Source organism: Thioalkalivibrio sp. ALE25 (assembly GCF_000377285.1).
Classification (GTDB): Bacteria; Pseudomonadota; Gammaproteobacteria; order Ectothiorhodospirales; family Ectothiorhodospiraceae; genus Thioalkalivibrio.
This window is the reverse complement of sequence record NZ_KB897932.1, coordinates 27,879-51,784: the sequence shown is the minus strand read 5'-3', so window position 1 is coordinate 51,784 and position 23,906 is coordinate 27,879. Positions and strand designations below refer to the sequence as shown.

General features: G+C 66.9%; 22 protein-coding genes. 19 read left to right on the top strand and 3 right to left on the bottom strand.

Annotated features, from left to right (window positions below):
* Window positions 1–49: 49 nt before the first annotated feature.
* The 12 genes from tsf (at window position 50) to lpxA (ending at window position 11,808) form a co-directional block, all read left to right on the top strand.
* On the top strand, window positions 50–919 hold the full coding sequence (tsf, locus tag C996_RS0108315; protein WP_026279252.1) for a translation elongation factor Ts: 870 nt from the start codon (window positions 50–52) through the stop codon (window positions 917–919).
* Between the two features lie 102 nt (window positions 920–1,021).
* Window positions 1,022–1,759, top strand: coding sequence for a UMP kinase (pyrH, locus tag C996_RS0108305; protein ID WP_018866994.1), 738 nt, complete (start codon window positions 1,022–1,024; stop codon window positions 1,757–1,759).
* Window positions 1,752–2,309, top strand: coding sequence for a ribosome recycling factor (gene frr, locus C996_RS0108300; protein WP_018866993.1), 558 nt, complete (start codon window positions 1,752–1,754; stop codon window positions 2,307–2,309). Before pyrH ends, frr begins: the two co-directional genes overlap by 8 nt.
* Window positions 2,310–2,321: 12 nt before the next feature.
* Window positions 2,322–3,074 carry a polyprenyl diphosphate synthase gene (gene uppS, locus C996_RS0108295; RefSeq protein ID WP_018866992.1) on the top strand — a complete coding sequence of 251 codons (753 nt, stop codon included), beginning with the start codon at window positions 2,322–2,324 and terminating at the stop codon, window positions 3,072–3,074.
* Window positions 3,067–3,903, top strand: coding sequence for a phosphatidate cytidylyltransferase (locus C996_RS0108290; RefSeq protein WP_018866991.1), 837 nt, complete (start codon window positions 3,067–3,069; stop codon window positions 3,901–3,903). Before uppS ends, C996_RS0108290 begins: the two co-directional genes overlap by 8 nt.
* 21 nt (window positions 3,904–3,924) lie before the next feature.
* Window positions 3,925–5,127 carry a 1-deoxy-D-xylulose-5-phosphate reductoisomerase gene (gene ispC, locus C996_RS0108285; RefSeq protein ID WP_018866990.1) on the top strand — a complete coding sequence of 401 codons (1,203 nt, stop codon included), beginning with the start codon at window positions 3,925–3,927 and terminating at the stop codon, window positions 5,125–5,127.
* Window positions 5,124–6,485 carry an RIP metalloprotease RseP gene (gene rseP / locus C996_RS0108280; protein WP_018866989.1) on the top strand — a complete coding sequence of 454 codons (1,362 nt, stop codon included), beginning with the start codon at window positions 5,124–5,126 and terminating at the stop codon, window positions 6,483–6,485. Before ispC ends, rseP begins: the two co-directional genes overlap by 4 nt.
* Window positions 6,486–6,557: 72 nt before the next feature.
* Window positions 6,558–8,891, top strand: a complete 2,334-nt coding sequence (gene bamA / locus C996_RS0108275; RefSeq protein ID WP_369772453.1) for an outer membrane protein assembly factor BamA — start codon at window positions 6,558–6,560, stop codon at window positions 8,889–8,891.
* Between the two features lie 41 nt (window positions 8,892–8,932).
* On the top strand, window positions 8,933–9,448 hold the full coding sequence (locus C996_RS0108270) for an OmpH family outer membrane protein (RefSeq protein WP_018866987.1): 516 nt from the start codon (window positions 8,933–8,935) through the stop codon (window positions 9,446–9,448).
* Window positions 9,426–10,439 (top strand): UDP-3-O-(3-hydroxymyristoyl)glucosamine N-acyltransferase, encoded by a 1,014-nt coding sequence (gene lpxD / locus C996_RS0108265; protein ID WP_018866986.1) that lies wholly within the window; start codon window positions 9,426–9,428, stop codon window positions 10,437–10,439. Before C996_RS0108270 ends, lpxD begins: the two co-directional genes overlap by 23 nt.
* Before the next feature lie 95 nt (window positions 10,440–10,534).
* Entirely contained in the window at window positions 10,535–11,029 is a 495-nt protein-coding gene (fabZ, locus tag C996_RS0108260) for a 3-hydroxyacyl-ACP dehydratase FabZ (protein WP_018866985.1), read from the top strand.
* The gene (gene lpxA, locus C996_RS0108255; protein ID WP_018866984.1) at window positions 11,026–11,808 is read left to right on the top strand and encodes an acyl-ACP--UDP-N-acetylglucosamine O-acyltransferase; all 783 of its coding nucleotides are present in this window, start codon (window positions 11,026–11,028) and stop codon (window positions 11,806–11,808) included. The genes fabZ and lpxA overlap by 4 nt, the downstream gene beginning before the upstream one ends.
* A 420-nt stretch (window positions 11,809–12,228) precedes the next feature.
* On the opposite strand, the gene lpxB is transcribed toward lpxA, so the two are convergent.
* From lpxB to C996_RS0108240, 3 genes are read right to left on the bottom strand one after another with little or no spacing between them, the layout of a single operon-like run.
* Entirely contained in the window at window positions 12,229–13,395 is a 1,167-nt protein-coding gene (gene lpxB / locus C996_RS0108250) for a lipid-A-disaccharide synthase (RefSeq protein ID WP_018866983.1), read from the bottom strand.
* Window positions 13,396–13,435: 40 nt separating this feature from the next.
* A complete protein-coding gene (locus C996_RS0108245; protein WP_018866982.1) occupies window positions 13,436–14,533 on the bottom strand; it encodes a DegT/DnrJ/EryC1/StrS aminotransferase family protein in 1,098 nt (365 codons plus the stop codon).
* The gene (locus C996_RS0108240; protein WP_018866981.1) at window positions 14,530–15,543 is read right to left on the bottom strand and encodes a Gfo/Idh/MocA family protein; all 1,014 of its coding nucleotides are present in this window, start codon (window positions 15,541–15,543) and stop codon (window positions 14,530–14,532) included. The genes C996_RS0108245 and C996_RS0108240 overlap by 4 nt, the downstream gene beginning before the upstream one ends.
* A 119-nt stretch (window positions 15,544–15,662) precedes the next feature.
* On the opposite strand from C996_RS0108240, the gene rnhB reads away from it, so the two are divergent.
* The 7 genes from rnhB (at window position 15,663) to C996_RS0108205 (ending at window position 23,877) form a co-directional block, all read left to right on the top strand.
* Entirely contained in the window at window positions 15,663–16,265 is a 603-nt protein-coding gene (rnhB, locus tag C996_RS0108235) for a ribonuclease HII (protein ID WP_018866980.1), read from the top strand.
* A complete protein-coding gene (dnaE, locus tag C996_RS0108230; protein ID WP_018866979.1) occupies window positions 16,262–19,735 on the top strand; it encodes a DNA polymerase III subunit alpha in 3,474 nt (1,157 codons plus the stop codon). The genes rnhB and dnaE overlap by 4 nt, the downstream gene beginning before the upstream one ends.
* A gap of 94 nt (window positions 19,736–19,829) precedes the next feature.
* Window positions 19,830–20,795, top strand: coding sequence for an acetyl-CoA carboxylase carboxyltransferase subunit alpha (locus C996_RS0108225; RefSeq protein ID WP_018866978.1), 966 nt, complete (start codon window positions 19,830–19,832; stop codon window positions 20,793–20,795).
* A gap of 76 nt (window positions 20,796–20,871) precedes the next feature.
* Window positions 20,872–22,077, top strand: a complete 1,206-nt coding sequence (gene tilS / locus C996_RS0108220; RefSeq protein WP_018866977.1) for a tRNA lysidine(34) synthetase TilS — start codon at window positions 20,872–20,874, stop codon at window positions 22,075–22,077.
* Window positions 22,078–22,182: 105 nt separating this feature from the next.
* Window positions 22,183–22,902, top strand: coding sequence for an ABC transporter substrate-binding protein (locus C996_RS0108215; protein WP_018866976.1), 720 nt, complete (start codon window positions 22,183–22,185; stop codon window positions 22,900–22,902).
* On the top strand, window positions 22,895–23,485 hold the full coding sequence (locus tag C996_RS0108210) for a SiaB family protein kinase (RefSeq protein ID WP_019583900.1): 591 nt from the start codon (window positions 22,895–22,897) through the stop codon (window positions 23,483–23,485). The genes C996_RS0108215 and C996_RS0108210 overlap by 8 nt, the downstream gene beginning before the upstream one ends.
* Window positions 23,485–23,877, top strand: coding sequence for a DUF1987 domain-containing protein (locus tag C996_RS0108205; protein ID WP_018866974.1), 393 nt, complete (start codon window positions 23,485–23,487; stop codon window positions 23,875–23,877). The genes C996_RS0108210 and C996_RS0108205 overlap by 1 nt, the downstream gene beginning before the upstream one ends.
* Window positions 23,878–23,906: the final 29 nt, after the last annotated feature.

Sequence of the window (23,906 nt, the reverse complement as noted above, 5' to 3'; positions counted from 1 at the left end):
ACCGGCCGCCCGAGGCGGCCGGTCCGAGCATGATTCAGGAGCACCAACGATGCAGATTACTGCTGCACAAGTGAAAGAACTGCGCGAGCGCACTGGCGCCGGCATGATGGAATGCAAGAAGGCCCTGACCGAGACCGGGGGAGACCTGGAAGCGGCCGTGGAAGCCATGCGCAAGTCCGGCATGGCCAAGGCCGACAAGAAGGCGGATCGGGTTGCGGCCGAGGGCCGGGTCGAGATCGCCTGCGAGGGTTCGCAGGCCGTGATCGTCGAGATCAACTGCGAAACCGACTTCGTTGGCAATGACGACAACTTCCGTGCCTTCACCGGCACCTGCGCCAAGGTGGCGCTGAACACCGCAGCCGATTCCGTCGAGGGTCTGATGGCCGAGACCGTGGATGGCCAGACCCTGGAAGAGCAGCGCACCCAGCTGATCGCCAAGGTGGGCGAGAACGTCCAGGTGCGTCGCTTCGAACGAATGAGCGCGGAAGGGGCCCTGGGCTTCTACCAGCATGGCGCCCGCATCGGTGTGCTGGTCGGCCTGAGCGGCGGAGACGAGGCGCTGGCTAAGGACATTGCCATGCATATCGCGGCCAGCCACCCGGTGTGCGTGGACGAAAGCCAGGTGCCGACCGAGATGCTCGACAAGGAGCGCGCGATCTTCAAGGCGCAGGCCGAGGAGTCCGGCAAGCCCGAGAACATCATCGAGAAGATGATCGAGGGCCGGATCCGCAAGTACCTGGGCGAGATTACCCTGGTCGGCCAGCCGTTCGTGAAGGACCCCGATCAGACCGTCGGCCAGTTGCTGGAGAGCAAGGGTGCGTCGGTGTCCGGATTCATCCGCTATGAAGTGGGCGAGGGCATCGAGAAGAAGACCGAGAACTTCGCCGAAGAGGTCATGGCTCAGGCGCGCGGCGCCTGATCCAGCAGGATCCCGGGGCGGCCGCTTGAAGCGGCCGTTTCCGGATAAGATGGCCAGAAAAAACTGGCAAGCGAGAATAACGAGCCCGAGATAAGGAACTCCATGAGTCAGGACAGCCAGCCCGCGTACCGGCGCATCCTTCTGAAGTTGAGCGGGGAGGCCCTGATGGGCCAGCAATCCTACGGGGTGGACCCGGATGTCCTGGCGCAGGTGGCCGAAGAGGTCTCGGAGCTCTCCCGCATGGGGGTAGAGGTCGGCATCGTGATCGGTGGCGGTAATATCTTCCGCGGTGCGGGTCTGGCGCAGGGCGGCATGGACCGGGTGACCGGTGATCACATGGGCATGCTGGCGACGGTGATCAACGCGCTGGCGCTGCAGGATGCGATCGAGCGGGCCGGGCGTTTCTCCCGCGTAATGTCGGCGATCCGGATCAACCAGGTCTGCGAGGACTACATCCGGCGCCGTGCGGTGCGCCATCTCGAGAAGGGGCGGATCGTGGTGTTCGCGGCCGGGACCGGTAATCCGTTCTTTACGACGGACTCCGCGGCCAGCCTGCGGGCGATCGAGATCAACGCCGATATCATGATCAAGGCGACCAAGGTCGACGGTGTCTACGATGCCGACCCGGTCAAGAGCAAGGATGCCCGACGCTTTGAACGCCTGACGTTCGATGATGCGCTGGAAAGGCGCCTGGGCGTGATGGATACCACGGCCCTGGTGATGTGCCGCGACAACGGCCTGCCGATTCGTGTAATGAACATGTTTGCCAGGGGCGACCTGCAGCGGCTCGTGATGGGCGAGGCGGTGGGTACCCTGGTCGAGGGATCCCGCAATGAGTGACGCCACCATCAAGGACGCGCGCGAGCGCATGGACAAGAGCCTGGAAGCGCTGCGCAACGAACTGTCGAAGATCCGCACGGGGCGGGCGCACCCCACGCTGCTCGAGCACGTGCACGTGGAGTACTACGGCATGGAAGTGCCGATCAACCAGGTCGCGAACATCACGGCCGAGGATGCGCGCACCCTGGCCGTGGTGCCGTACGAGAAGGACATGGTGGGTAAGGTCGAGAAGGCCATCATGACCTCCGATCTGGGGCTGAACCCGGCGAGCATGGGGACCGTGATCCGGGTGCCGCTGCCGGCGCTGACGGAAGAGCGCCGCCGCGAGCTGGTGAAGGTGGTGAAGGCGGAGGCCGAGCACGCACGGGTCGCCGTGCGCAATATCCGGCGTGACGCCAACAATGCCTTCAAGCAGCTGGTCAAGGACAAGGAGATGTCCGAGGACGACGAGCACAAGGCCCAGGAGCAGGTCCAGAAGCTGACCGACGACCACATCGCCAAGATCGACGCGATGCTGGCGGACAAGGAAGCCGAGTTGATGGAAGTCTGACCGGCGCGCACGATGCCGGTTATCCCCAAACCCCGCGATGGGCTTCCCGCGCATGTGGCCATCATCATGGATGGCAACGGCCGCTGGGCCGAGGCGCGCGGTCTGAGCCGATCCGAAGGCCACCGCGCCGGGCTGGAGGCGACGCGCAACGCCGTGCGCTTCTTTGCCGAACAGGGCGTTGGCACCCTCACCCTGTTTGCCTTTAGCAGCGAGAACTGGGGCCGCCCCCGGGAAGAGGTCGAGGCCCTGTTCGACCTGTTTGTCTCCGCCATCGAGGCGGAGCTTCCGGAACTGGTCGAGCGCGGTATCGTGCTGCGCTTTATCGGGGATCGCGCCACGTTCCCGTCCGATCTTCAGGCACGCATGACCGAGGCCGAGGAGGCCACCGCCGGGAACGACCGCATGTGCCTGGTGGTGGCGCTGGGCTATGGCGGGCGCTGGGACATCCTGCAGGCGGCCCGGCGCTGGGTGGCCGACAGCGACCGCGGAGCGGACCCCGAAGCCGCCTTCTCCGGATATCTGAGTACGGCCGGCCTGCCGGACGTGGATCTGCTGATCCGCACCGGGGGTGAACACCGGGTCAGCAATTTCCTCTTGTGGCAGGCGGCCTACGCCGAACTGCTGTTCATCGAGACCTTCTGGCCGGATGTGACGAATACGGAGCTGGAGGAAGGGCTGACCTGGTACGCAAGCCGCCAGCGCCGCTTCGGGCGCGTGCCGGCCGCGGGCGACGCGGCCGCGCCGGGGGAGGCGACGGGTGCTTAGGCAACGGATCCTGACGGCGTCGGCCCTGGGCCTGCCGGCCCTGGCCCTGGTGGCCTGGGGCCCCAACTGGGCCGTGCTGCTCCTGGTGGTGCTGGTGCTCGGGCTGGCCACCTGGGAATGGGGCGGCCTGGCGGGACTGGTGGGCCACGGTGCCCGCGCCGCGCTGGTCGCGGCCGTGGGCGCCCCCGTGCTGGCGCTTGGAACTGCCCCTGCAGGGGCGCTGCACTACCTGATTCTGGGCCTGGCCCTGCTGTGGTGGCTGGTGATCCTGCTGGTGCTGCCGTTCTACCGGGAACACGAGGAGGGCGCGCGCGGCCGACATGGACCGCTGTTTGCGGTTGCGGCGATCCTCACGCTGGTGCCGGCCGGAATGGGCCTCGTCTGGCTGCACGCACTGGCCCCGTTGCTGGTGGTGTATCTGGTGGTGCTGGTGGGGCTCGCGGATACGGGCGCCTACTTCGCCGGCAAGGCCTTCGGCCGCAACCCGCTGGCGCCCCATATCAGCCCCGGAAAGACCCGCGAGGGGTTATTCGGCGGCCTGCTCACGGTACTGGCCTTCGCGACCGTGGTGGCGATCGGGTGGGGGCTTGCCCCGATGGACGCGCTGGTCTTCCTTCTGCTGTCGGTACTGATCGGTCTGGTGTCGGTGGTCGGGGACCTGTTCGAGAGCATCCTGAAGCGCGAGGCCGGGTCCAAGGACAGTGGTTCCTTGCTGCCGGGTCACGGGGGTATTCTGGACCGGTTCGACAGTATGGTTGCAGCCGCCCCGGTGTTCCTGGCCGGGCTGTTGTGGCTGGCGCTGATACCGGCCTCGCCGGTGACGGGATAGCGCGCGCAGGCGCAGGTACTCATGAAGACGACGCAGCTCACCATTCTCGGATCGACCGGCAGTATCGGGCTGAGCACGCTGGACGTGGTGGCGCGTCAGCCGGCACGGTTCCGCGTCCATGCCCTGACGGCTCATCGCAATGTGGAACGCATGCGCGAGCAGTGCCTCCGGCACGCGCCGGAAATCGCGGTGATGGTCGATGCGGATGCTGCGGATGCCCTGCGCACGGCCCTGGCGGCGTCCGGTTCGCGCACGCAGGTGCGCGCGGGCGCGGAGGCCCTGGCCGAGGTGGCTCGCGCGCCGCAGGTGGATGCGGTAATGGCCGCGATCGTGGGGGGCGCCGGACTGTTGCCCACGCTGGCCGCGGCGGAGGCGGGCAAGCGGGTGTTGCTGGCGAACAAGGAGGCGCTGGTGATGTCCGGCGCCTTGCTGATGGATGCCGTGCGGCGCTCCGGGGCGTGCCTGCTGCCCATCGATTCCGAGCACAACGCGATCTTCCAGTGCCTGCCGAACGGGTATGTCTGTGCGGAGCCGGTGACACCGCACGGCGCCCGCCGGATCTGGCTGACCGCGTCGGGCGGGCCGTTTCGCGATCGTCCGCTGGACAGCTTTGCCGGCATCACCCCGGACGAGGCCTGTGCTCATCCCAACTGGGAGATGGGGCGCAAGATCTCGGTGGACTCCGCGACGATGATGAACAAGGGCCTGGAGGTGATCGAGGCCTGCTGGCTGTTTGCGGTACCGCCGTCGACGATCCAGGTCGTGCTGCATCCGCAGAGTATCGTGCACTCGATGGTGGCCTATGACGACGGCTCTGTGCTCGCGCAACTCGGGAATCCCGATATGCGAACACCGATTGCCCATGCCCTGGCCTGGCCCGAGCGCATGGAATCCGGGGTCGAGCCCCTGGACCTTCTGACCATGGGCCGGCTGGAGTTCTCCGAACCGGAAGCGGCGCGCTTCCCTGCGCTGGGGCTGGCCTATCAGGCCCTGGAGCGCGGGGGGACGGCGACGGCGGTGCTGAACGCGGCGAATGAGGTGGCGGTGGAGGCGTTTCTCGCCGAACGCCTGGCGTTCAGCGAGATCCCAGTGGTGATCGCCGCCACTCTCGATGCCATCGAGGCCGAGCCGGTGGACTCGCTGGAGCGGGTGTTGAGCGCTGACCGGAAGGCACGCGCGATCGCCGGGGAGCAGGTGGCGAACGCACGGCAAGTGGTGTCATGACCTTTCTGACGAGCCTGCTGGCATTTGCGGTGGCGATCGGCGTGCTCGTGACCGTGCACGAGTATGGACATTACCTGGCCGCGCGCCTGATGGGTGTCAAGGTGCTGCGGTTTTCGGTCGGTTTCGGGCGCCCGTTGTACAAGCGCTACTTCGGACGGGATCGGACGGAGTTCGTGATCGCCGCGCTGCCCCTGGGCGGCTACGTGAAGATGCTGGATGAGCGCGAGGGGGCCGTCGCGCCGGAGGAGGTCCCGCGCGCCTTCAACCAGAAGGGTCTCGGGGCCCGTACCTTTGTGGTGTCGGCGGGACCCGCGGCGAATTTCCTCCTGGCCATCGTGGTGTACGCCGTGATGTTCATGGTGGGCGTGGGAGGGGTCAAGCCGATTCTGGGCGAGGTGGCGCCGGAGACGCCGGCCGCCGAGGCCGGGCTCGAGCGCGGGCAGGAGATCCTGCGGGTGGGGGATCGCGCGGTCGTGGACTGGGAGCAGGCCAACCTGCGGCTGCTGGATCATGCCGTGCGCGGCGAGGCCGTGACCCTGCTGGTGCGGGATGTGGAGGGTCGCGAGTTCGAGCGCGAGGTGGATCTGCGCGATCGCCAGGCGCTGCTGGGCGAGGGGCAGTTCCTCGACAAGCTGGGCTTGCGGCCGTATCGCCCCGCGCTGGAACCGCGTATCGGCGCGGTCGAGGCCGGGAGCCCCGCCGCGGCGGCGGGGCTGGAGCCGGGTGATCGCGTGCTGGCCGTGGATGGCGACGCGGTGACCGACTGGAGCGACTGGGTCGAGCGCGTGCGTGCCCGTCCGGAGACGGACTTGCAGGTGACGGTCGAGCGGGATGGCCGAACCCTGGAGCTGCGCATGACGCCGGAGGCTGTGGATCATGAGGGCACGCGCATCGGCCGGATCGGTGCCGGGGTGGACCCGGATCAGCCGGCGGCGCGGGAGATGGCGGTCCTGGTGCGTCAGGGCCCGGTGTCGGCCTTTGTTTCCGGTGTCCAGCGCACGTGGGATGTCTCGGTCCTGACGCTCGGCATCCTGTGGCGAATGATCACCGGGGATGCGTCGGTTAAAAATATCAGCGGACCGGTTACCATAGCCGAGTTCGCGGGGGTCTCGGCGCTGATCGGGGTCTCGGCGTTCCTGGGTTTCCTGGGGCTGGTCAGTGTTTCCCTCGGGATCATCAACCTGCTGCCGATCCCGATGCTGGATGGCGGACATCTGCTGTATTACGCCGCCGAGGCGGTCAAGGGCAGCCCGGTGTCGGAGCGTACCCAGATCATCGGACAGCAGGTGGGGCTCCTGGCGATCGCGGGCCTGATGACACTGGCCCTGTACAATGATTTGACACGACTGTTCGGCTAGGCGTGGCGACGGGCCCCTCCGGATCGGGGGTCTTCGACGGGTCTGCCGAGCGGCCTTTTTCTGGCGGAGAGCATGGCGCGAAACAGCTTGAGAGGAATGGCCCTGATCGGCTTGCTGGGCCTGGCGGGGACGGCCTGGGGGCAGGCGTACGAGATCGAGGACATCGAGATCGAGGGGCTCGAGCGGATCACCGCCGGCACCGCGCTCAGCTATCTGCCCGTGCAGGTGGGCGATACCTTCGACGACAGTCGCAGTCCGGAGGTGATCCGCGAGCTGTTCCAGACCGGTTTCTTTGACGACGTCGAGATCGCGCGACGCGGTGACGTGCTGGTGGTGATCGTCTCGGAACGCCCCGCCATCAACGAGATCAACTTCTCCGGCAACCGCGACATCCCGGACGACGGGCTGCGCGAGGCCCTGAACTCCGCGGGCCTGCGCTCGGGGCGAGTGTTCAACCGGACCATGCTGGACCGTATCGAGAGCGAACTGCGCCAGCAGTACTTCGCCCGTGGCCGCTACAACGTCCAGATCGACGTCGAGATCGTCGAGCTGCCGCGCAACCGCGTGGACGTGGAGATCGACATCGCGGAGGGGCCGGTGGCGAAGATCCGCCAGGTCAACGTGGTCGGCAACGAGAGCTACAGCACGCGCGAGCTGACCCGCGGTTTTGAATCCGGGGTGCCCCGCTGGTGGGCATTCTTCAGTCGCCGCGACAATTACTCCCGCGAAAAGCTCTCCGGAGACCTGGAGCAGTTGCGTTCGCATTACCTCGACCAGGGGTTCCTGGAGTTCGACATCGACTCCACGCAGGTCACCCTGACGCCCGATCGCAAGGACCTGTTCATCACCATCAACGTGGACGAGGGCGAGCGCTACACGGTGACTGGCGTGGATCTGGCCGGCGAATTCGTCATCCCGCGCGAGGAGCTGGAAGACCTGATCGAGGTGGATATCGACGCGCCGTTCTCGCGCAGCCAGATCACCGAGTCGGCGGAGCGCATCAGCGAGCGGCTGACACGCGAGGGCTATGCCTTCGCCAACGTGAACCCGGTCCCCGATGTGGACGAGGACAACCGTGAGGTCGCGATTACCTTCTTCGTTGACCCGGGGCCGCGCGTGTATGTGCGTAACATCCGCATTACCGGCAACCAGAACACCGAGGAGCGGGTCTATCGCCGCGAGCTGCGCCAGATGGAGAGCGCCTGGTACAACGGCGCGCTGATCGAGCGCTCGCGGGTGCGCATCCAGCGCTTGCCGTTCGTGCAGAGCGTGAACGTGGAGACCGAGCGGGTCGCCGGTACGGATGACGAGGTGGACCTGAACATCACCGTGACCGAGCAGCAGTCCGGGGCCCTGTCCCTGGGGGCCGGGTTCTCGCAGAACCAGGGCCTGTTGCTGACCGCCAGTCTGACCCAGGACAACTTTCTCGGGACCGGGAACCGCTTCTCGACCGAGGTCAGTACCAGCAAGGTCAACCAGCTGTTCCGGATGAGCGTGACCAATCCGCACTTCACGCCGTCCGGCGCGAGCCGCGGATTCTCCGTGTTCTACCGGAAGATCGATGCCGAGGAGGCGAACATCTCGCGGTACTCGTCGAATCGCTTTGGCTTCGACGTGACCTACGGCATCCCGCTGTCGGAATTCGACCGCATCCAGGTCCGGCCCGGTTTCGAGAACATCGAAATCGAGACGGTCGAGGCGTCGGAGACGCGCATCGGGACGCCGGACGAGATCATTGACGAGCTGGACGAGTTCGGTGACTCGGCGAATCTCTACAAGCTGGAGACCAGCTACGTCCATGACACGCGGGACAGCACGACCTTCGCCTCGGAAGGTCGGCGGCACCGGGTCGGACTGGAAGTGGCGATTCCGGGCAGTGACCGCGAGTTCTACAAGCTGACGTACTCGGGCCAGGAGATCTTCCGGCTGTCCGATCGCTATTCCTTCAGTCTGTCGGCCGGGCTGGCCTATGCGGATGGCTACGGGGGCGACGAGGTGCCGTTCTACGAACGGCTGTTCGCCGGCGGCATTCGCTCCGTGCGCGGGTATGAGGACAACCGCCTGGGCGACCTGCGCCCGCTGCGGGATGGCCAGCCCGCGACGCGTGATTCGAACGACGACCCCTACGGGGGTCGCTTCCGGACCACGCTGTCCGCGGAGCTGTTCTTCCCGATGCCGTTTGCCGCCGACAACGACGCGGTGCGCATGAGTACTTTCGTGGATGCCGGGAACGTGTTCGATCAGGTGTCGGATTTCGATAGTAGCGAGTTGCGCGCGTCGGCCGGGGTCGCGGTCACCTGGTTCTCCCCGGTGGGGCCGTTGAGCTTCAGTGTGGCCGAGCCGTTCAACGACCAGCCGGGTGATGATCTGCAGCGCTTCCAGTTCCTGCTGGGGGCCAGTTTCTGAAGATGGTCGATGCAAACGATGCCAGGGCATCGGGAGGCGGTATGAGATCCGGGCTCGCCTGGTGGGTGATCGTGATGATGGTCGTCAGCGGGTGGCTGGTGCTGCCGGCGGCGGCGGGCGCGCAGAACGTGGCTTTCGTCACCATGAACCGGATCCTCGAGGATTCGCCGCAGGCCGAGGAGGCGATGCGCGAACTGGAGCGCGAATTCTCGCCGCGCGATTCCGAGCTGGTGGCGGAGCGCGAGGAGCTGCAGCGCCTGCGGGACCGGCTGGAGCGCGACGGGGACCTGATGAATCCGTCGGAACGGGCAGATCTGGAGCGCGAGTTCTCGCAGCGCTCGCGCGAGTTCCGGCGGGCCCAGGAAAGCTTCAGCGAGGACCTGAACGTGCGTCGCAACGAGGAGCTGGCCAAGCTCCAGCGGCGTATCAACGATGCCATCGTCGACCTCGCCCGCGAACGCGACATCGACCTGATCCTCACCGAGCGTAACGTGCTCTACGCCAGTGATCGCATCGACATCACGGACGACATCCTTGCCGCAATGCAGCGCGACTGACGGCGGGTATACCGCCCGGGAGCTGGCGGAAACCCTGGGCGGGCGGCTTGTCGGCGAGGGTGAGCGGCGGGTTGCGGGGCTGGCCCCGTTGGCCGCAGCCGGACCCGGGGATCTGAGTTTCGTCACCGACCCCGACCGGCATGCCGAAGAAATCGAGAACTGTGCCGCGGGCGTGATCCTGGTGCCCGCAACCGCGGACCTGCCTGTGTTTCCCGGGCGGTCCCTGATTGTGCTGCAGGATGTCTACCTGGGCTATGCGCGTGCGAGTCAGTGCCTCGGCGCTCGCCGCCGCTTGCGGCCCGCGGGCGTACATCCGGGTGCGTTTGTCGATCCCGGTGCTTCGGTGGCGGCCGATGCAAGCGTCGCGGTTGGCGCCGTGATTGGTGCCGGGACGGTGATCGGCGCGGGGGCCGTGGTGTCCGCGCATTGTGTGGTCGGTGAGGGCGTCACCATCGGGGCCGGCACCTTCCTGCACCCGCGCGTGACGCTGCTCGATGGGGTGGAGGTCGGGGAACGGTGCATCCTGCACAGCGGCTGCGTGATCGGCGCCGACGGCTTCGGCTTCGCATCGGCCGGCGGCAACGGCTGGGAGAAGATCGAGCAGCTGGGCCGCGTCGTGATCGGCTCGAATGTGGAAATCGGGGGTAATACCACCATTGATCGCGGGGCGCTGCAGGCGACGCGCATCGGCACCGGTGTGAAGATCGACAACCTCGTTCATGTTGCCCATAACGTCGAGATTGGCGACCATACTGCCATTGCCGGCTGTGTGGGCATTGCGGGGAGTGCCCGTATCGGGGCCCATTGCGCGATCGGGGGCGGCGCCGGGATCCTGGGGCATCTTTCCATTGCGGATCACGTGACGATCCACGCGATGACGCTGGTTACGCGCTCCATCGACCGGGCGGGTCACTACGCGTCCGGGGTGCCGCATCAGGAGGCGCGGCTGTGGAATCGCATGCTGGCACGGCTGCGACGCCTGGCACGTTAGGGGGGACGATCCCGTCCCGGGAACAGCCGGTTCTGGCCCATGTACGGGCGAAGAACCGATCGAACGTCGTATCGCACGTCCGCGCAGCGGTCCGTATGCGGCATCTCAAGAATCAGAAAAAGGACACCGGCGTGGATGACTTTAACGTCCAGGAGATCATGCGCTACCTGCCGCATCGCTACCCGTTCCTCATGGTGGATCGGGTGCTGGAGTGGGAGGCGGGCAGCTATCTCACGGGGATCAAGAATGTCAGCATCAACGAGCCGTATTTTCAGGGCCATTTCCCGATCAAGCCGGTGATGCCGGGGGTCCTGATCCTCGAGGCCCTGGCCCAGGCGACCGGGCTCCTTGCATTCAAGACGGAAGAGGCGCGCAACGAGAATCAGGACAAGCAGCAGCTCTACCTGTTCGTCGGCATCGACGAGGCGCGTTTTCGACGTCAGGTGGTGCCCGGCGATCAGCTTCACCTGCGGGTCGATCTCAAGCGGACGGTGCGCGGGATCTGGCGCTTCGATGCAGTAGCGAAGGTCGGCGAGGATGTCTGCGCCACCGCACAACTGATGTGTTCTGGCCAGGAAATTCCGGCGTGATTGATCCGCGGGCCGACGTCCACCCCAGTGCCGAGATCGACTCCTCGGTGGAGATCGGACCGTTCTCGGTGATCGGTGCCAACGTGAAGATCGGCGCCGGGACCCGGGTCGGGCCGCACGTGGTGATTAACGGGCCCACGGAGATCGGGCGCGACAACCGGATCTTCCAGTTCTCCTCGCTCGGGGAGGAGCCGCAGGACACCAGCTATCGCGGCGAGCCGACCCGGCTGGTGATCGGTGACCGCAACGTGATCCGCGAATCGGTGACGCTGCACCGGGGCACCGAGAAGGGGCTGGGCGAAACGGTGATCGGGCACGACAACCTGATCATGGCGTACGTGCACATCGCCCACGACTGCACCATTGGCAACAGCATCATCTTCTCCAACGCCACTTCGCTGGCCGGGCATGTGGAGATCCAGGATCACGCAACACTGGGGGGGTTCACCCTGGTGCATCAGTTCTGCCGGGTGGGGACCTATGCCTTTACCAGCATGGGGGCCGCCCTGAACCGCGACCTGCCGCCGTACTGCCTGGCGAGCGGAAACTACGCGCGTCTGATCGGGATCAACAAGGTGGGGCTCAAGCGCAATGGCTTTTCCAACGAGGCCATCCAGGCGCTCCATCGGGTATTCATTCAGGGCATGCGCGGCCGGGCCGGCCGCGAGAGCCACCTCGACACGATGTTCGAGGAGACCGACGTCCCCGAGGTGCGCAACCTGATCGGGTTTGTCCGTGGCAGCCGGCGCGGCATCCTGCGCGGCGGCCGCCCCCACTGACCTTTGCGCTCCAACTCCCTCGGTCATTGAACCACAGAGGACACGGAGTGCACGGAGAAGGGCAAAGGCGATTCACAGGAAGGTCGGAAGGGGCGAAGAAATTCCGATTCAGATGGTTTCAGTAAACGGGCCTTTCTGGCGGACCGTTGCTGTAACCGCAAAGTGAATGGGCCATCACCGGTATGTGATCCGGGGGCGACCCATTCGTCATTTTGGGTCACAAAGCGACGTGGCGAACGGCGAGGGCGCCCCGTCTCACGGAACATAGTCGCGCTACGTTCGCAGCCACGCTCCCTCAGGAGCTCCCAGATGCCCCCGAGCCCACCGGCGCCTCACCCCTGTAACCCCTTCCTGCCTTCCCAGCTTCCTGTATACCGCCTTTGACCTTTCCCTTCTCCGTGCACTCCGTGTCCTCTGTGATTAAATCAGCGTCTCCCTAGTCAACAGATGGCCGTGCTGGAGGAGTTCCTGCGCCATTTCGGCGACGCGGCGGTCGGCCCCACCATCCCCCAGGCGTTCTCGCACGCGGGCCAGCCGTTCACGCATGGCCAACCGTTCCTCGGGGTGTGTGAGCAGGCTCATGGCATCCCGCGCGAGGCGCTCGGGGCTGGCATCTTCTTGCAGGTACTCGGGTACCAGGCGCTCGCCCCCGACGATATTGACCAGGGCGATGTTCTCGAGGCGAACGAGGCGCGAGAACACAGCATGGCTCACGGCCCCCATCCGGTAGAAGACCAGCATCGGGGCCTGGAGCAGTCCGGCCTCGAGCGTGGCTGTGCCGGAGGCAATCAGCAGGAGATCCGCCCCGGCCATCAGGGAATGGGTTTGCGTATCACCTCCCACGAACTGCAGGGGCAGGTCGTCCCAGGCCGCGAGCTCGGTCAAGCGATCGGTCGTTACCCCGGGTGCCATCGAAACCACGAACCGTACATCCGGATGCGCGGCATGGATGCGCCGGACCGTGTCTACGAGCATGGGCCAGTGGCGCTTCAGTTCGCCGCTCCGGCTGCCGGGCAACAGGCCGACCAGTCGCGTCTCGGGCAGCAGGTCCAGCGTTTCCCGAATCGGTGTTTGCGGCGGTTGCACCCGGTCCACCAACGGGTTGCCGACATAGCGCACCGGTACGCCGGCGGTCTCGTAGACCTCGGTCTCGAACGGGAACAGGACCGCCATGGCGTCGACGCAGCGGCGAATGCGCTTGATGCGCCCGGAGCGCCAGGCCCAAAGCTGCGGGCTGACGTAGAACAGCACACGAATCCCGAGGCGGCGGGCATGTGCCGCGAGGCGCAGGTTGAACTCCACGTAGTCGACCAGGACCAGCAGGTCCGGACGCTCGGTTTCGAGATGGCGGCTCATGCGCCGGAACAGCCGGCGCAGGCGCGGGTAGTTCACCAGCACATCGACCAGGCCGACCACCGCGAGCTCGGAGACGTCGATCAGCGTGTCGACGCCGGCGGCCCGCATCTGTGTCCCGCCCATGCCCGAGTAGCGCAGTCCGGGCTCGAGCGCGGAGAGCTCGTGGACCAGCCCCGCCCCGAGGGCGTCTCCCGAGCTTTCGCCGGCGCAGATCACCACATGCTGCGTCATTGCCGGAGCGGGGCTCCAGTCGGCGCGGGGCGGGGTGGCGTCATGCGAGGGCTTCGCGGATCTTCCCGCAGATCATGTCGATGGTCGCGTCCTCGAGTTCCGGGAACACGGGCAGCGACAGGCAGCGCGCGGCGATGTCTTCGGTGACGGGCAGCGATTCCGGGCGATTCTTCAGGTCGGCGAAGGCCTTCTGCTGGTGCAGGGGCACTGGGTAGTAGATCGCGCAGGCGACCTCGGCGGCCTTGAGGGCCTCCATGATGGTATCGCGGTGATCGGTCAGCAGCGTGTACTGATGGTAGACGTGGGTCCCGATACCGTCCTCGAAGGGCACCTCCACGGGCAGGCCGGCCAGGCCGTCGCGGTAGCGCGCGGCGACCCGGCGGCGCTCCGCGTTGTAGGTATCGATGTGCGGCAGCTTCACCCGAAGGATCGCGGCCTGCATCTCGTCCAGCCGGCTGTTGTAGCCGATCTCGTCGTGGTAGTAGCGCTCGCTGGAACCGTGATTGCGCAGACGGCGCAGGGCCTCGGCGGACGACGGGCAGCTGGTGGTGACCAGGCCGCCGTCGCCGAAGGCCCCGAGGTTCTTGCTGGGGAAGAACGAGAAGCAGCCGAAGGCATTGCCCGCACCGGTCTGCACGCCGTCGACCGTCGCGCCAAAGGACTGCGCACAGTCCTCCACGATCATCACCTTGTGCTTCTCGGCGATGGCCTGCAGGCGTGGCATGTCGGCTGGCTGGCCGAACAGGTGCACCGGCAGGATCGCCCGGGTGCGTTCGGTGATCGCAGCCTCTACCTGATCCGGATCGATGTTGAAGGTGCGCGGGTCGATGTCCACAAAGATCGGGTCGGCCCCGACGTAGCGGATGGCCTCGGCCGTGGCGATGAAGGTGAACGGGGTGGTGATGACCTCGTCACCCGGGCCGATCCCGGCCGCGGCCAGGGCCAGATGCAGGGCATCGGTGCCCGACGCGCAGGTGATCGCGTGCTCGACGCCGAGGTAGTCGGCCAGTTCCTGTTCCAGGGTCTGCACATTGGGGCCCAGGATGAAACGGGCGCCGGCCAGCACGTCCTGAAGGGCGGCATCGATTTCGGGGCGCAGGCTCTGGTACTGGCGCTGCAGGTCGACCATCGGGATCACGGCTTGACTCCTGTGGGGTTCGCATCGAGGTGGCTGTGCGGGCCGTCGGCCCGGCTCATGATGTTCAGGTTTTCATAGACCAGGTCGGTGATGCGGCTGGCCGTCTCCAGCGCGCGCTGGCCGTCGCGGCCGCTGACGACGACCGGACCCTGGCCGCGGACCGCGGCCACGAAAGCCTGGATCTCGGCGAGCAGGGCATCGGCCTCGTCGAACACACTCTCCTCGCGATGGATGGCCGGGGCGCCGGTCTCCGGATCGGGGTCACCGATATGGTTCAGCGACAGGATGCGATTCTGGAAGTCGACGGATGCGTAGGCATGCGACTGGAAGATGCGCATGCGGCGCTCGGACTTGGTGCTGATGCGGCTGGAGGTGACATTGGCGACGCAGCCGTTCGCGAACTCCAGGCGGGCGTTGGCGATGTCGATGTCGCCGGTCAGCACCCGGGCACCGGAGGCGCGGATCTCGGTCAGCGGCGCGTCCACCAGCGACAGGATGATGTCGATGTCGTGGATCATCAGGTCCAGGACGACCGAGACATCGGTGGCGCGAGGCTTGTAGGGCGCCAGGCGATGGGACTCGATGAATCGGGGATGCAGCGGGCTCTCGGTCAGTCGGCGCAGGGCGGCATTGAAGCGTTCCAGATGCCCGACCTGGAGTACCACGCCCTGCTTCTCGGCGATCCGGTTCAGGGCCTCGGCCTGCTCCAGGGTCGCGGTGATGGGCTTCTCCACGAGCACGTGGCAGCCGGCCTCGAGGAAATCGCGGGCGATGTCGTAGTGAAGGGTGGTGGGGGCGGCGATGGAGACCGCATCGACCTGCCCGATCAGGGCGCGATGATCGGTCTCCGCGCGGCAGTCGTTGTCGGCCGCCACGCGTTGGGCGGTTTCGGGGTCGGCGTCGACCACGGCCACCAGCTCGGTATCCGGCAGCGCAGCGTACTTGGCGGCATGCCATCTGCCGAGGTGGCCCACGCCGATGGCGGCGCAGCGTAACGGGGATTGGGACATGGGTAGGCTCGGATCCGGAGGGGGTGTGCTAGGATTTTCGGCGCTATTGTAACGGATCCCCGGCGCGGCGCATGGTCGTGTTCGGATGATTGCCCGCAGTTCACCGTGGTGGAGACTCCATGACAGAGGCAGCGCAGCGCCACGTCGCCGGCGTGGACGAGGTCGGGCGCGGGCCGCTGGCCGGGCCGGTGGTCGCGGCGGCCGTGATTCTGCCGCAGGACTACGCCTGTCCCGGCCTGACCGACTCCAAAAAGCTGAGTGCCCGGCGCCGGGAGGCGCTGGACGTACAGATCCGCGCGGACGCGCTGGCGTGGTCGCTGGGGCGGGCCGAGGCCGCGGAGATCGACACACTGAATATCCACCGCGCCACTCTGCTGGCGATGCAGCGAGCCGTGGCCGGTCTGGCCCTGGCACCCGCGCACCTGCTGGTCGACGGGCGCTTTACCCCCGAGGGGCCCTGGACGGCCGAGGCCATCGTCGGCGGGGACGGTTCGGTGGCGGCCATCAGTGCAGCCTCGATCATCGCGAAGGTGGCCCGCGACGGCTGGTTGCGTGAACTCCACGGCGACTACCCCGAGTACGGCTTTGACCGGCACTCGGGCTATCCGACGGTGGCCCATCGCGAGGCCCTGGAGCGCCTGGGTCCGTGTCCCCAGCACCGGCGCAGCTTCGGGCCCGTAGCGCGTGCCATCGCCGCGCGGGAGCAGGAGGCCGGGGCATGAGCGAAGCCCATCCCGGCTTCGTGCACCTGCGGGTGCATTCGGAGTATTCCCTCATCGACGGCCTGGTGCGGCTGAAGCCGCTGGTGAAGGCCGTCGTCGATGGCGGCATGCCGGCCGTCGCGGTCACCGATCATTGCAACCTGTTCGGGCTGGTGAAGTTCTACCGCGCCGCGATCGCACAGGGCGTGCAGCCGATCATCGGGGCCGACGTGCTGGTACGCGATGCGCGCGCCGACGGCAGCCTGGCACGGATGACGCTGCTGGCGCAGAACGATCCCGGCTACCGCAACCTGACGCGGCTGATCTCGCGGGCCTGGCAGGAAGGCCAGGAGAAGGGGATCCCGCGGGTGGACTGCGCCTGGCTGGACGCGGCCGCCGAGGGTCTGATCGCGCTGTCGGGGGGCATCGACGGGCTGTTCGTGAACGGTTCGGGGACCGCCCGCGCCCTGCTGGCCGAGGATCTGGAACCCTGGATGCGGCGCTTCCCGGGGCGCTTCTATTTCGAGCTGGTGCGCTCGGACCGGCCGGGCGAGGAGGCCTGGATCGAGCAGGCGCTGGCCGCGGCCGAGACCTTCGACCTGCCGGTGGTGGCGACCAACGATGTCCGCTTCCTGCGTCCGGAAGATTTCGAGGCCCACGAGGCCCGGGTCTGCATTCACGACGGCGTGACCCTCGATGATCCGCGGCGACCGCGGCGCTATTCGGAGGCGCAGTACCTGCGTTCGCCGGAGGAGATGGCGGAGCGGTTCGCGGATATTCCCGAGGCCCTGGCCAACAGCGTCGCGATCGCACGGCGCTGTTCGGTCAGTCTGACCCTGGGCGAATCGGTCCTGCCGGACTTCCCGGTGCCCGAGGGGTACACGGTGGAGGATCACCTGCGCGAGACCTCGGCGAAGGGTCTGGCCGCCCGCCTGGAGCGCTTCTGCTTCGCGCCGCAGGAGGACTACGAGGCGCGGCTGCAGCGGGAACTGGACGTGATCTGCCAGATGGGGTTCCCTGGGTACTTCCTGATCGTGGCGGACTTCATCCAGTGGGCCAAGGACAACGGCATCCCCGTGGGCCCGGGCCGTGGCTCGGGCGCCGGCTCGCTGGTGGCGTATGCGCTGGGCATTACCGACCTGGATCCATTGCGTTACGAGCTTCTCTTCGAGCGGTTTCTGAATCCCGAGCGCGTCTCCATGCCCGACTTCGATGTCGATTTCTGCATGGAGAAGCGCGACGACGTGATCGACTACGTCGCCGAACGCTACGGTCGCGACAAGGTGTCGCAGATCATCACCCACGGGACCATGGCCGCGAAGGCCGTGGTGCGCGATGTCGGGCGCGTGCTGGGCCATGGCTATGGCTTCGTCGACCGGATCGCCAAGCTGATCCCGTTCGAACTGGGCATGACCCTGCAAAAGGCCCTGACCGAGAGCGAGGACCTGAAGGCGCTGTACGACGAGGACGAGGAGGTCCGCGCGATCATCGACCTCGCGCAGAAGCTCGAGGGCCTGACCCGCAACGCCGGCAAGCATGCGGGCGGGGTGGTGATCGCACCCTCCGCGCTCACCGATTTCTCGCCGCTGTACTGCGAAGACGACGGCGGGTCGCTGGTGACCCACTTCGACAAGGATGACGTCGAGGCGGTCGGCCTGGTCAAGTTCGACTTCCTCGGCCTGCGCACGCTCACCATCATCGACTGGGCGGTCGAGAACGTCCGCAAGATGGATGCCGAGGAGCGGGTCGACCTGGACGCGATCCCGCTGGATGATCCGGACACCTTCCGCCTGCTGAAGGATTACCAGACCACCGCGGTGTTCCAGCTGGAATCCGGCGGGATGAAGGATCTGATCAAGCGTCTGCAGCCCGACAGCTTCGAGGAGATCATCGCGCTGGTGGCGCTCTACCGGCCGGGGCCGCTGCAGTCGGGCATGGTGGACGACTTCATCGACCGCAAGCACGGTCGTGCCCAGGTCGAGTACCCGCATCCCGATCTGGAACCGATCCTGAAGCCGACCTACGGCGTTATCCTGTACCAGGAGCAGGTGATGCAGATTGCCCAGGTGCTGGGCAACTACACCCTGGGCGGCGCGGACCTGCTGCGGCGCGCGATGGGCAAGAAAAAGCCCGAGGAGATGGCCAAGCAGCGCGAGATCTTCCTCGAGGGCGCACTCGGACGCGGGGTCGACGAAGGGGTCGCGACCTACATCTTCGATCTGATGGAGAAGTTCGCGGGCTACGGCTTCAACAAGTCGCACTCGGCGGCGTATGCCCTGGTCGCCTACCAGACGGCGTGGCTCAAGGCGCATTATCCGGCGCCCTTCATGGCGGCGGTGCTGTCCGCGGACATGGACAACACCGACAAGGTCGTCGGGCTGATCGAGGAATGCCGCAACATGGGGCTGGAAGTCCTGCCGCCGGACGTGAACCAGTCCGATTACCGCTTTACCTGCCGCGACGCGCAGACCGTCGTCTACGGCCTGGGGGCGATCAAGGGTGTGGGCGAGTCCGCGATCGACACGCTGCTGAAGGCGCGCGGGCAGGGCGGCGACTTCCACGGGCTGGTGGACCTGTGTCAGCGGGTGGATCTGGGCAAGCTGAACAAGCGCGTGCTGGAGACGCTGGTGCGCGCCGGGGCCATGGATGGACTGGGCGCGAATCGCGCGACGCTGCTGAATGACATCCCCATGGCCGTGGCGGCCGCGGAGCAAACGGAGCGCAACGCCAGCCTGGGGGTAGTCGACCTGTTCGGCGACCCGGCCGCGGCTGTCATCCCGGAGAGCGCCACCCTCGAGGAGATGGACGATGACGAACGCCTGCGGGGCGAGAAGGACACCCTGGGGCTCTATCTGACCGGTCACCCGGTGGAGCGCTATCGGGCCGAATTGCTGCGCCTGACCGGGACCACCCTGCAGGCCCTGGAGGCCAAACTGGAGGATCGCCCCGACGAGACGCAGGGCCAGAAATGGCGCGGCAAGCAGGAGACCGTGCGCATTGCGGGCCTGATTGTCGGCGTGCGCGTGCGCAACACGCAGAGCGGGCGCATGGGGATCGTTACCCTGGACGACCGCAGCGGGCGCGCCGAGGTAGTGCTGTTCAACGACGACTTCACCCAGTACAAGGACCGCCTGGAACCGGACGCGCTGCTGGTGGCGGAGGGTACCGTCACGCTGGACGACTATGCTGGGGGTACCCGCATGCGGGCGCGGGCCGTCTACAGCCTGGACGAGGCGCGCGCGCAGTGGGCGCGGGCGCTGCACCTGTGCCTGGAGGGCGTGGTGCCGGAACAGGTCGCCCACCTGCGAGGGCTGATGGAGGCGCATCGCGAGGGGCCCTGCCGTGTGCACATGTGCTACCGCCGGGATGGGCTGGAGGCCGATATCAGCCTGCCGGAGGGCTGGACGATCCGGCCGGACGAACGCCTGTTGCGCGGCATCCAGCAGTCGCTGGGGCCGGACTGCGAGGCGCAGGTGCTGTACGGTCGATAGACCGCTGCGCATCGGCACGGGAGCGGCGCGCGCCGCGATTGGTTACAATTCGCGTCTTTCGCTGGCCTCCACCAACAAGCCTTCGGGACTCTGCATGAATCCGGACTTTCTCGACTTCGAACAGCCCATTGCCGAACTGGAGGCGAAGATCGGCGATTTGCGCTATGTCGGCGACGACGCCGAGGTCAACATCCAGGAAGAGATCCAGCGCCTGGAGGACAAGTGCCGGTCGCTGACCGAGAGCATCTTCGCCAAGCTCACGCCGTGGCAGGTCGCGCAGATGTCGCGGCATCCGCGGCGTCCCTACACGCTGGACTACATCCCCGATCTGTTCGACGAGTTCGAGGAGCTGCACGGGGACCGCGCATTTGGCGACGACCCGGCGATCGTGGGCGGGGTGGCGCGTCTGGATGGCCGCCCGGTGATGCTCATCGGACATCAGAAGGGGCGCCAGACGCGGGACAAGGTGTACCGCAACTTCGGCATGCCGCGGCCGGAGGGGTATCGCAAGGCCCTGCGTCTGATGGAGATGGCGGAGCGCTTCCGCATGCCGGTGCTGACCTTCATCGATACCCCCGGCGCCTATCCGGGCGTCGGTGCGGAAGAGCGCGGGCAGAGCGAGGCCATCGCGCGCAACCTGCGGGTGATGGCGCGCCTGGATACGCCCATCATCGCCACGGTGATCGGCGAGGGCGGATCCGGCGGGGCGCTGGCCATCGGCGTCGGGGACGCCACGCTGATGCTGCAGTATTCGACGTATTCGGTCATCTCGCCCGAGGGCTGTGCCTCCATCCTCTGGAAGAGCGCGGAGAAGGCCTCGGAAGCGGCCGAGGCGCTGGGAATCACCTCCGAGCGCCTGAAGGAGCTGGGGCTGGTGGACCGGATCGTGCCGGAACCTCTGGGCGGTGCCCATCGCGACCCGGAGGCGATGTCGACGCGCCTGCGTACCGCGCTCCTGGAGACCCTGGACGGCCTCGAGGGACTGGATCCGGGCAAGCGTCTCGAGCGGCGCTATCGCCGCCTGATGGACTACGGTGCCTTCCAGGAAGCCGCTTCCTGAGCGGGGCGCCCCGGCGCCCGATCCCGTAGCCGCCGCGCTGCGGGCATTTCTCGAACCCCCTCCTGCCCGCCGGCGGGTGCGCATTGCCTTCAGTGGCGGCCTGGACTCCACCGTCCTGCTGCACGCGGCGGTGCGGCTGGGCATCCCCGGCCTCGAGGCCATGCACGTGGACCACGGTCTGCGGGACGACTCCGGGCGCCAGGCCGCGCATTGCCATGCGGTGGCCCGGGCGCTGAACTGCCCGTTCCGAACCTGCACGCTGGAACCCCTTGATCCGCGCCCGTGGGGGCTGGAGGCGGCCGCGCGCGCGGCGCGCTACATGGCATTGCGCGACGGGCTGGAGGAGACGGATATCGTCCTCGCCGCGCAGCACGCGGACGATCAGGCCGAGACCTTCCTGCTGGCGGCCCTGCGCGGCAGTGGACCCGACGGGTTGCGGGGGATGCGCCCACTGCGGCGGGAAGGGGCCACCTGGCTGGGTCGGCCGCTGCTGGACCTTCCCCGGGCAGCGCTGGTCGAGTATGCCCGGCGCGAGGGACTCGACTGGTACGACGATCCGAGCAATCGCGATGAGCGCTTTGATCGCAACTTCCTGCGCCAGTCGGTCCTGCCGCTGTTGCGCGAACGCTTTGGGAGTGTGACCGGCCTGGCGCGGGCCGCCGGCTGGCAGCGGGAGGTCGCCGGTCAGCTGCGCACGCATTTCGCCGATCACATGGAGGCGGCATGGGACCCGGAGTCCGGTGGCCTGGACCTCGCGCACGTGCGCACGCTGGATCGCGCGGCCGCCCGCGGGCTGGTGCGGCACTGGCTGCAGGCGCAGGGGCTGCGGCCGCCGGGTCACGCGCGCCTGGGGGAATTCCTGCGCCAGGTGGTGGCGGACAACCCCGACGCCAGCCCGCGGGTGGAATGGGAAGACGGCTGGATGCGCCGCTACCGCGATCAGCTATGGGCCGGGCCGCGGCAGGAGGGGCGCGAAGGGCAGATGCCGCCGCCCGATCAGGAGTGGCCCGCGGACCAGCCGGAACTGCGGCTCGCGGACGGGCGGCGCCTGACGCGTTCGGACCTGCGGGAACTCGGTGTCGCGCCCGATGCCCCCCTGACCGTTAGCTATCGCCGTGGGGGCGAGCGGGTCGCGACGCCGGCCGGCCACCGGCCGCTGAAGAAGCTGATGCAGGAGCGCGGGATCCCGCCCTGGGCGCGTCAGCGGATTCCGTTGTTGCGTCAGGCGGATGGCGTGATTGTCGCAGTCCTCTGGCCGGACCGAGCTAACGCGCGGAGTTGACGGAGCCGTCCGAATCGGACAATTCTTGGGCCGTCTTCATGGGTTTCGGGTGAGCGGCACGTGACAGGTTTCGCGGCACAGTGCGGGCGACGTACGGGCACGGCCTTGCTGGCGGCCGCGGCGCTTCTGGCGGCGCCGCTGGCAGCGGATACGTTAACGCTGACCACCGAGAGCTACCCCCCCTTCAATTTCGAGACCGAATCCGGGGAGCTGGACGGGATCTCCATCCGCGTGATGGATCAGCTCCTGGAGGCCGCGGGAGTGGACGCGGAGATCCGGCTGCTGCCCTGGAGCCGCGCCTATGCCGAGGCCCAGTCGGTCCCCGGTACCTGCGTCTTTTCAACGACGCGCACGCAGGAGCGCGAGGATCTTTTTACCTGGGTCGGGCCTCTGGTCGAGAACCAGTGGCATGCGTTCGTGCTGAAGGGTGCGGAGGTGCAGGCGGCGTCCCTGGAGGACCTGGAACACTACCGCGTCGGCGGCTATCGCGACGATGCCGTGGCCCTGCATGTCGAACGTCAGGGGATTCCGGTGGATACCGCGCCTAACGATCGGCTGAACGCGCGCAAGCTGGCGGCCAACCGGATCGATGTCTGGGTAAGCGGTGAGCACCTGGCGCCATGGTATGCGCGCCTGGAAGGGATCGGGGAACTCGAATCCCTGTTCGCGTTCAACGATACGGTGATGTCGCTCGCCTGCCACCCGGAGACCGAGCGCGGACCGCTGGACCGCATGCAGGAAGAACTGGATGCGATGCGCGCCGACGGACGCTACGCGGCGATCGTCGAGGCCGTACTGAACAGCAATGGAGAGCGAGATGAGTGAGGCAGCCGAGGCGCAGGCGGCGTCATCGACCCTGATTGCCGAAGAGGTGCTGGGGTTTCAGCGCAACATGACCCGGCGTGGCATCATCTTTTCGTTCACCGGTTACATCTCCGAGGGCATCCTGAAGGCCCTGGGCGATGCGCTGCGCCAGAAGATCCGGCTCGAATCCACCGACACGAAGACCGTGAACCGGGTCTTTTCGGTCTTTGTCGAGCAGGTGCAGAACATCATCCGGTATTCGGCCGAACGCATCGAGCACGATGACGAGCCCCCCGTCGAGCTGAGTTCCGGGATGATCACGGTCGGTTCGGAGAACGGGCGCTTCTTCGTCATCTGCGGCAATGTCATCGGGCGCAAGGATGCCGACACCCTGGCGGCGCGCCTGCGTGAACTGGCCGCGATGGACAGCGACGAGTTGCGCCGCTTCTACAAGGAAAAACTGCGCGAGCCGCCGGACGAGGGCAGCAAGGGCGGCAGTATCGGTCTGATCGAGATCGCACGGAGGGCGAGCGAGCCGATCCAGTTCGATTTTCAGCATATTTCCGATGCCCAATCCTACTTTGTCCTGAAGGCCTACATCTGATGGCAGTCGTCGAGACCATTGAGCACGAGGCAACCGACCGGACCCCCGCGGTGCAGTTCGATTTCGCGGCCGGGCAGTACCGACTGTCGGGGGAGTCGTATCCGGAGGATGCGGCGAACTTCTACGGCCCCCTGACCCAGGGGCTGCGCCAGGCAATCGAGGACCGCGCCAGCGACGAGGTGGAATTCACGGTGGAAATGATCTATTTCAATTCGTCCACCGCGAAGGCCCTGATGAACATGTTCCAGATCCTGGAAGACGGGGCGGAGGCCGGGCTGAAGGTCCGCATCAACTGGTGCTATCACGAGGATGACGAAACCATGGAGGAGTTCGGCGAGGATTTCTCCGAGGACTTCCAGCACGCCGACTACCGCATGTGTCCGCTGACATGACCGCCCCCTCTCGTGACGACTCCATGAAT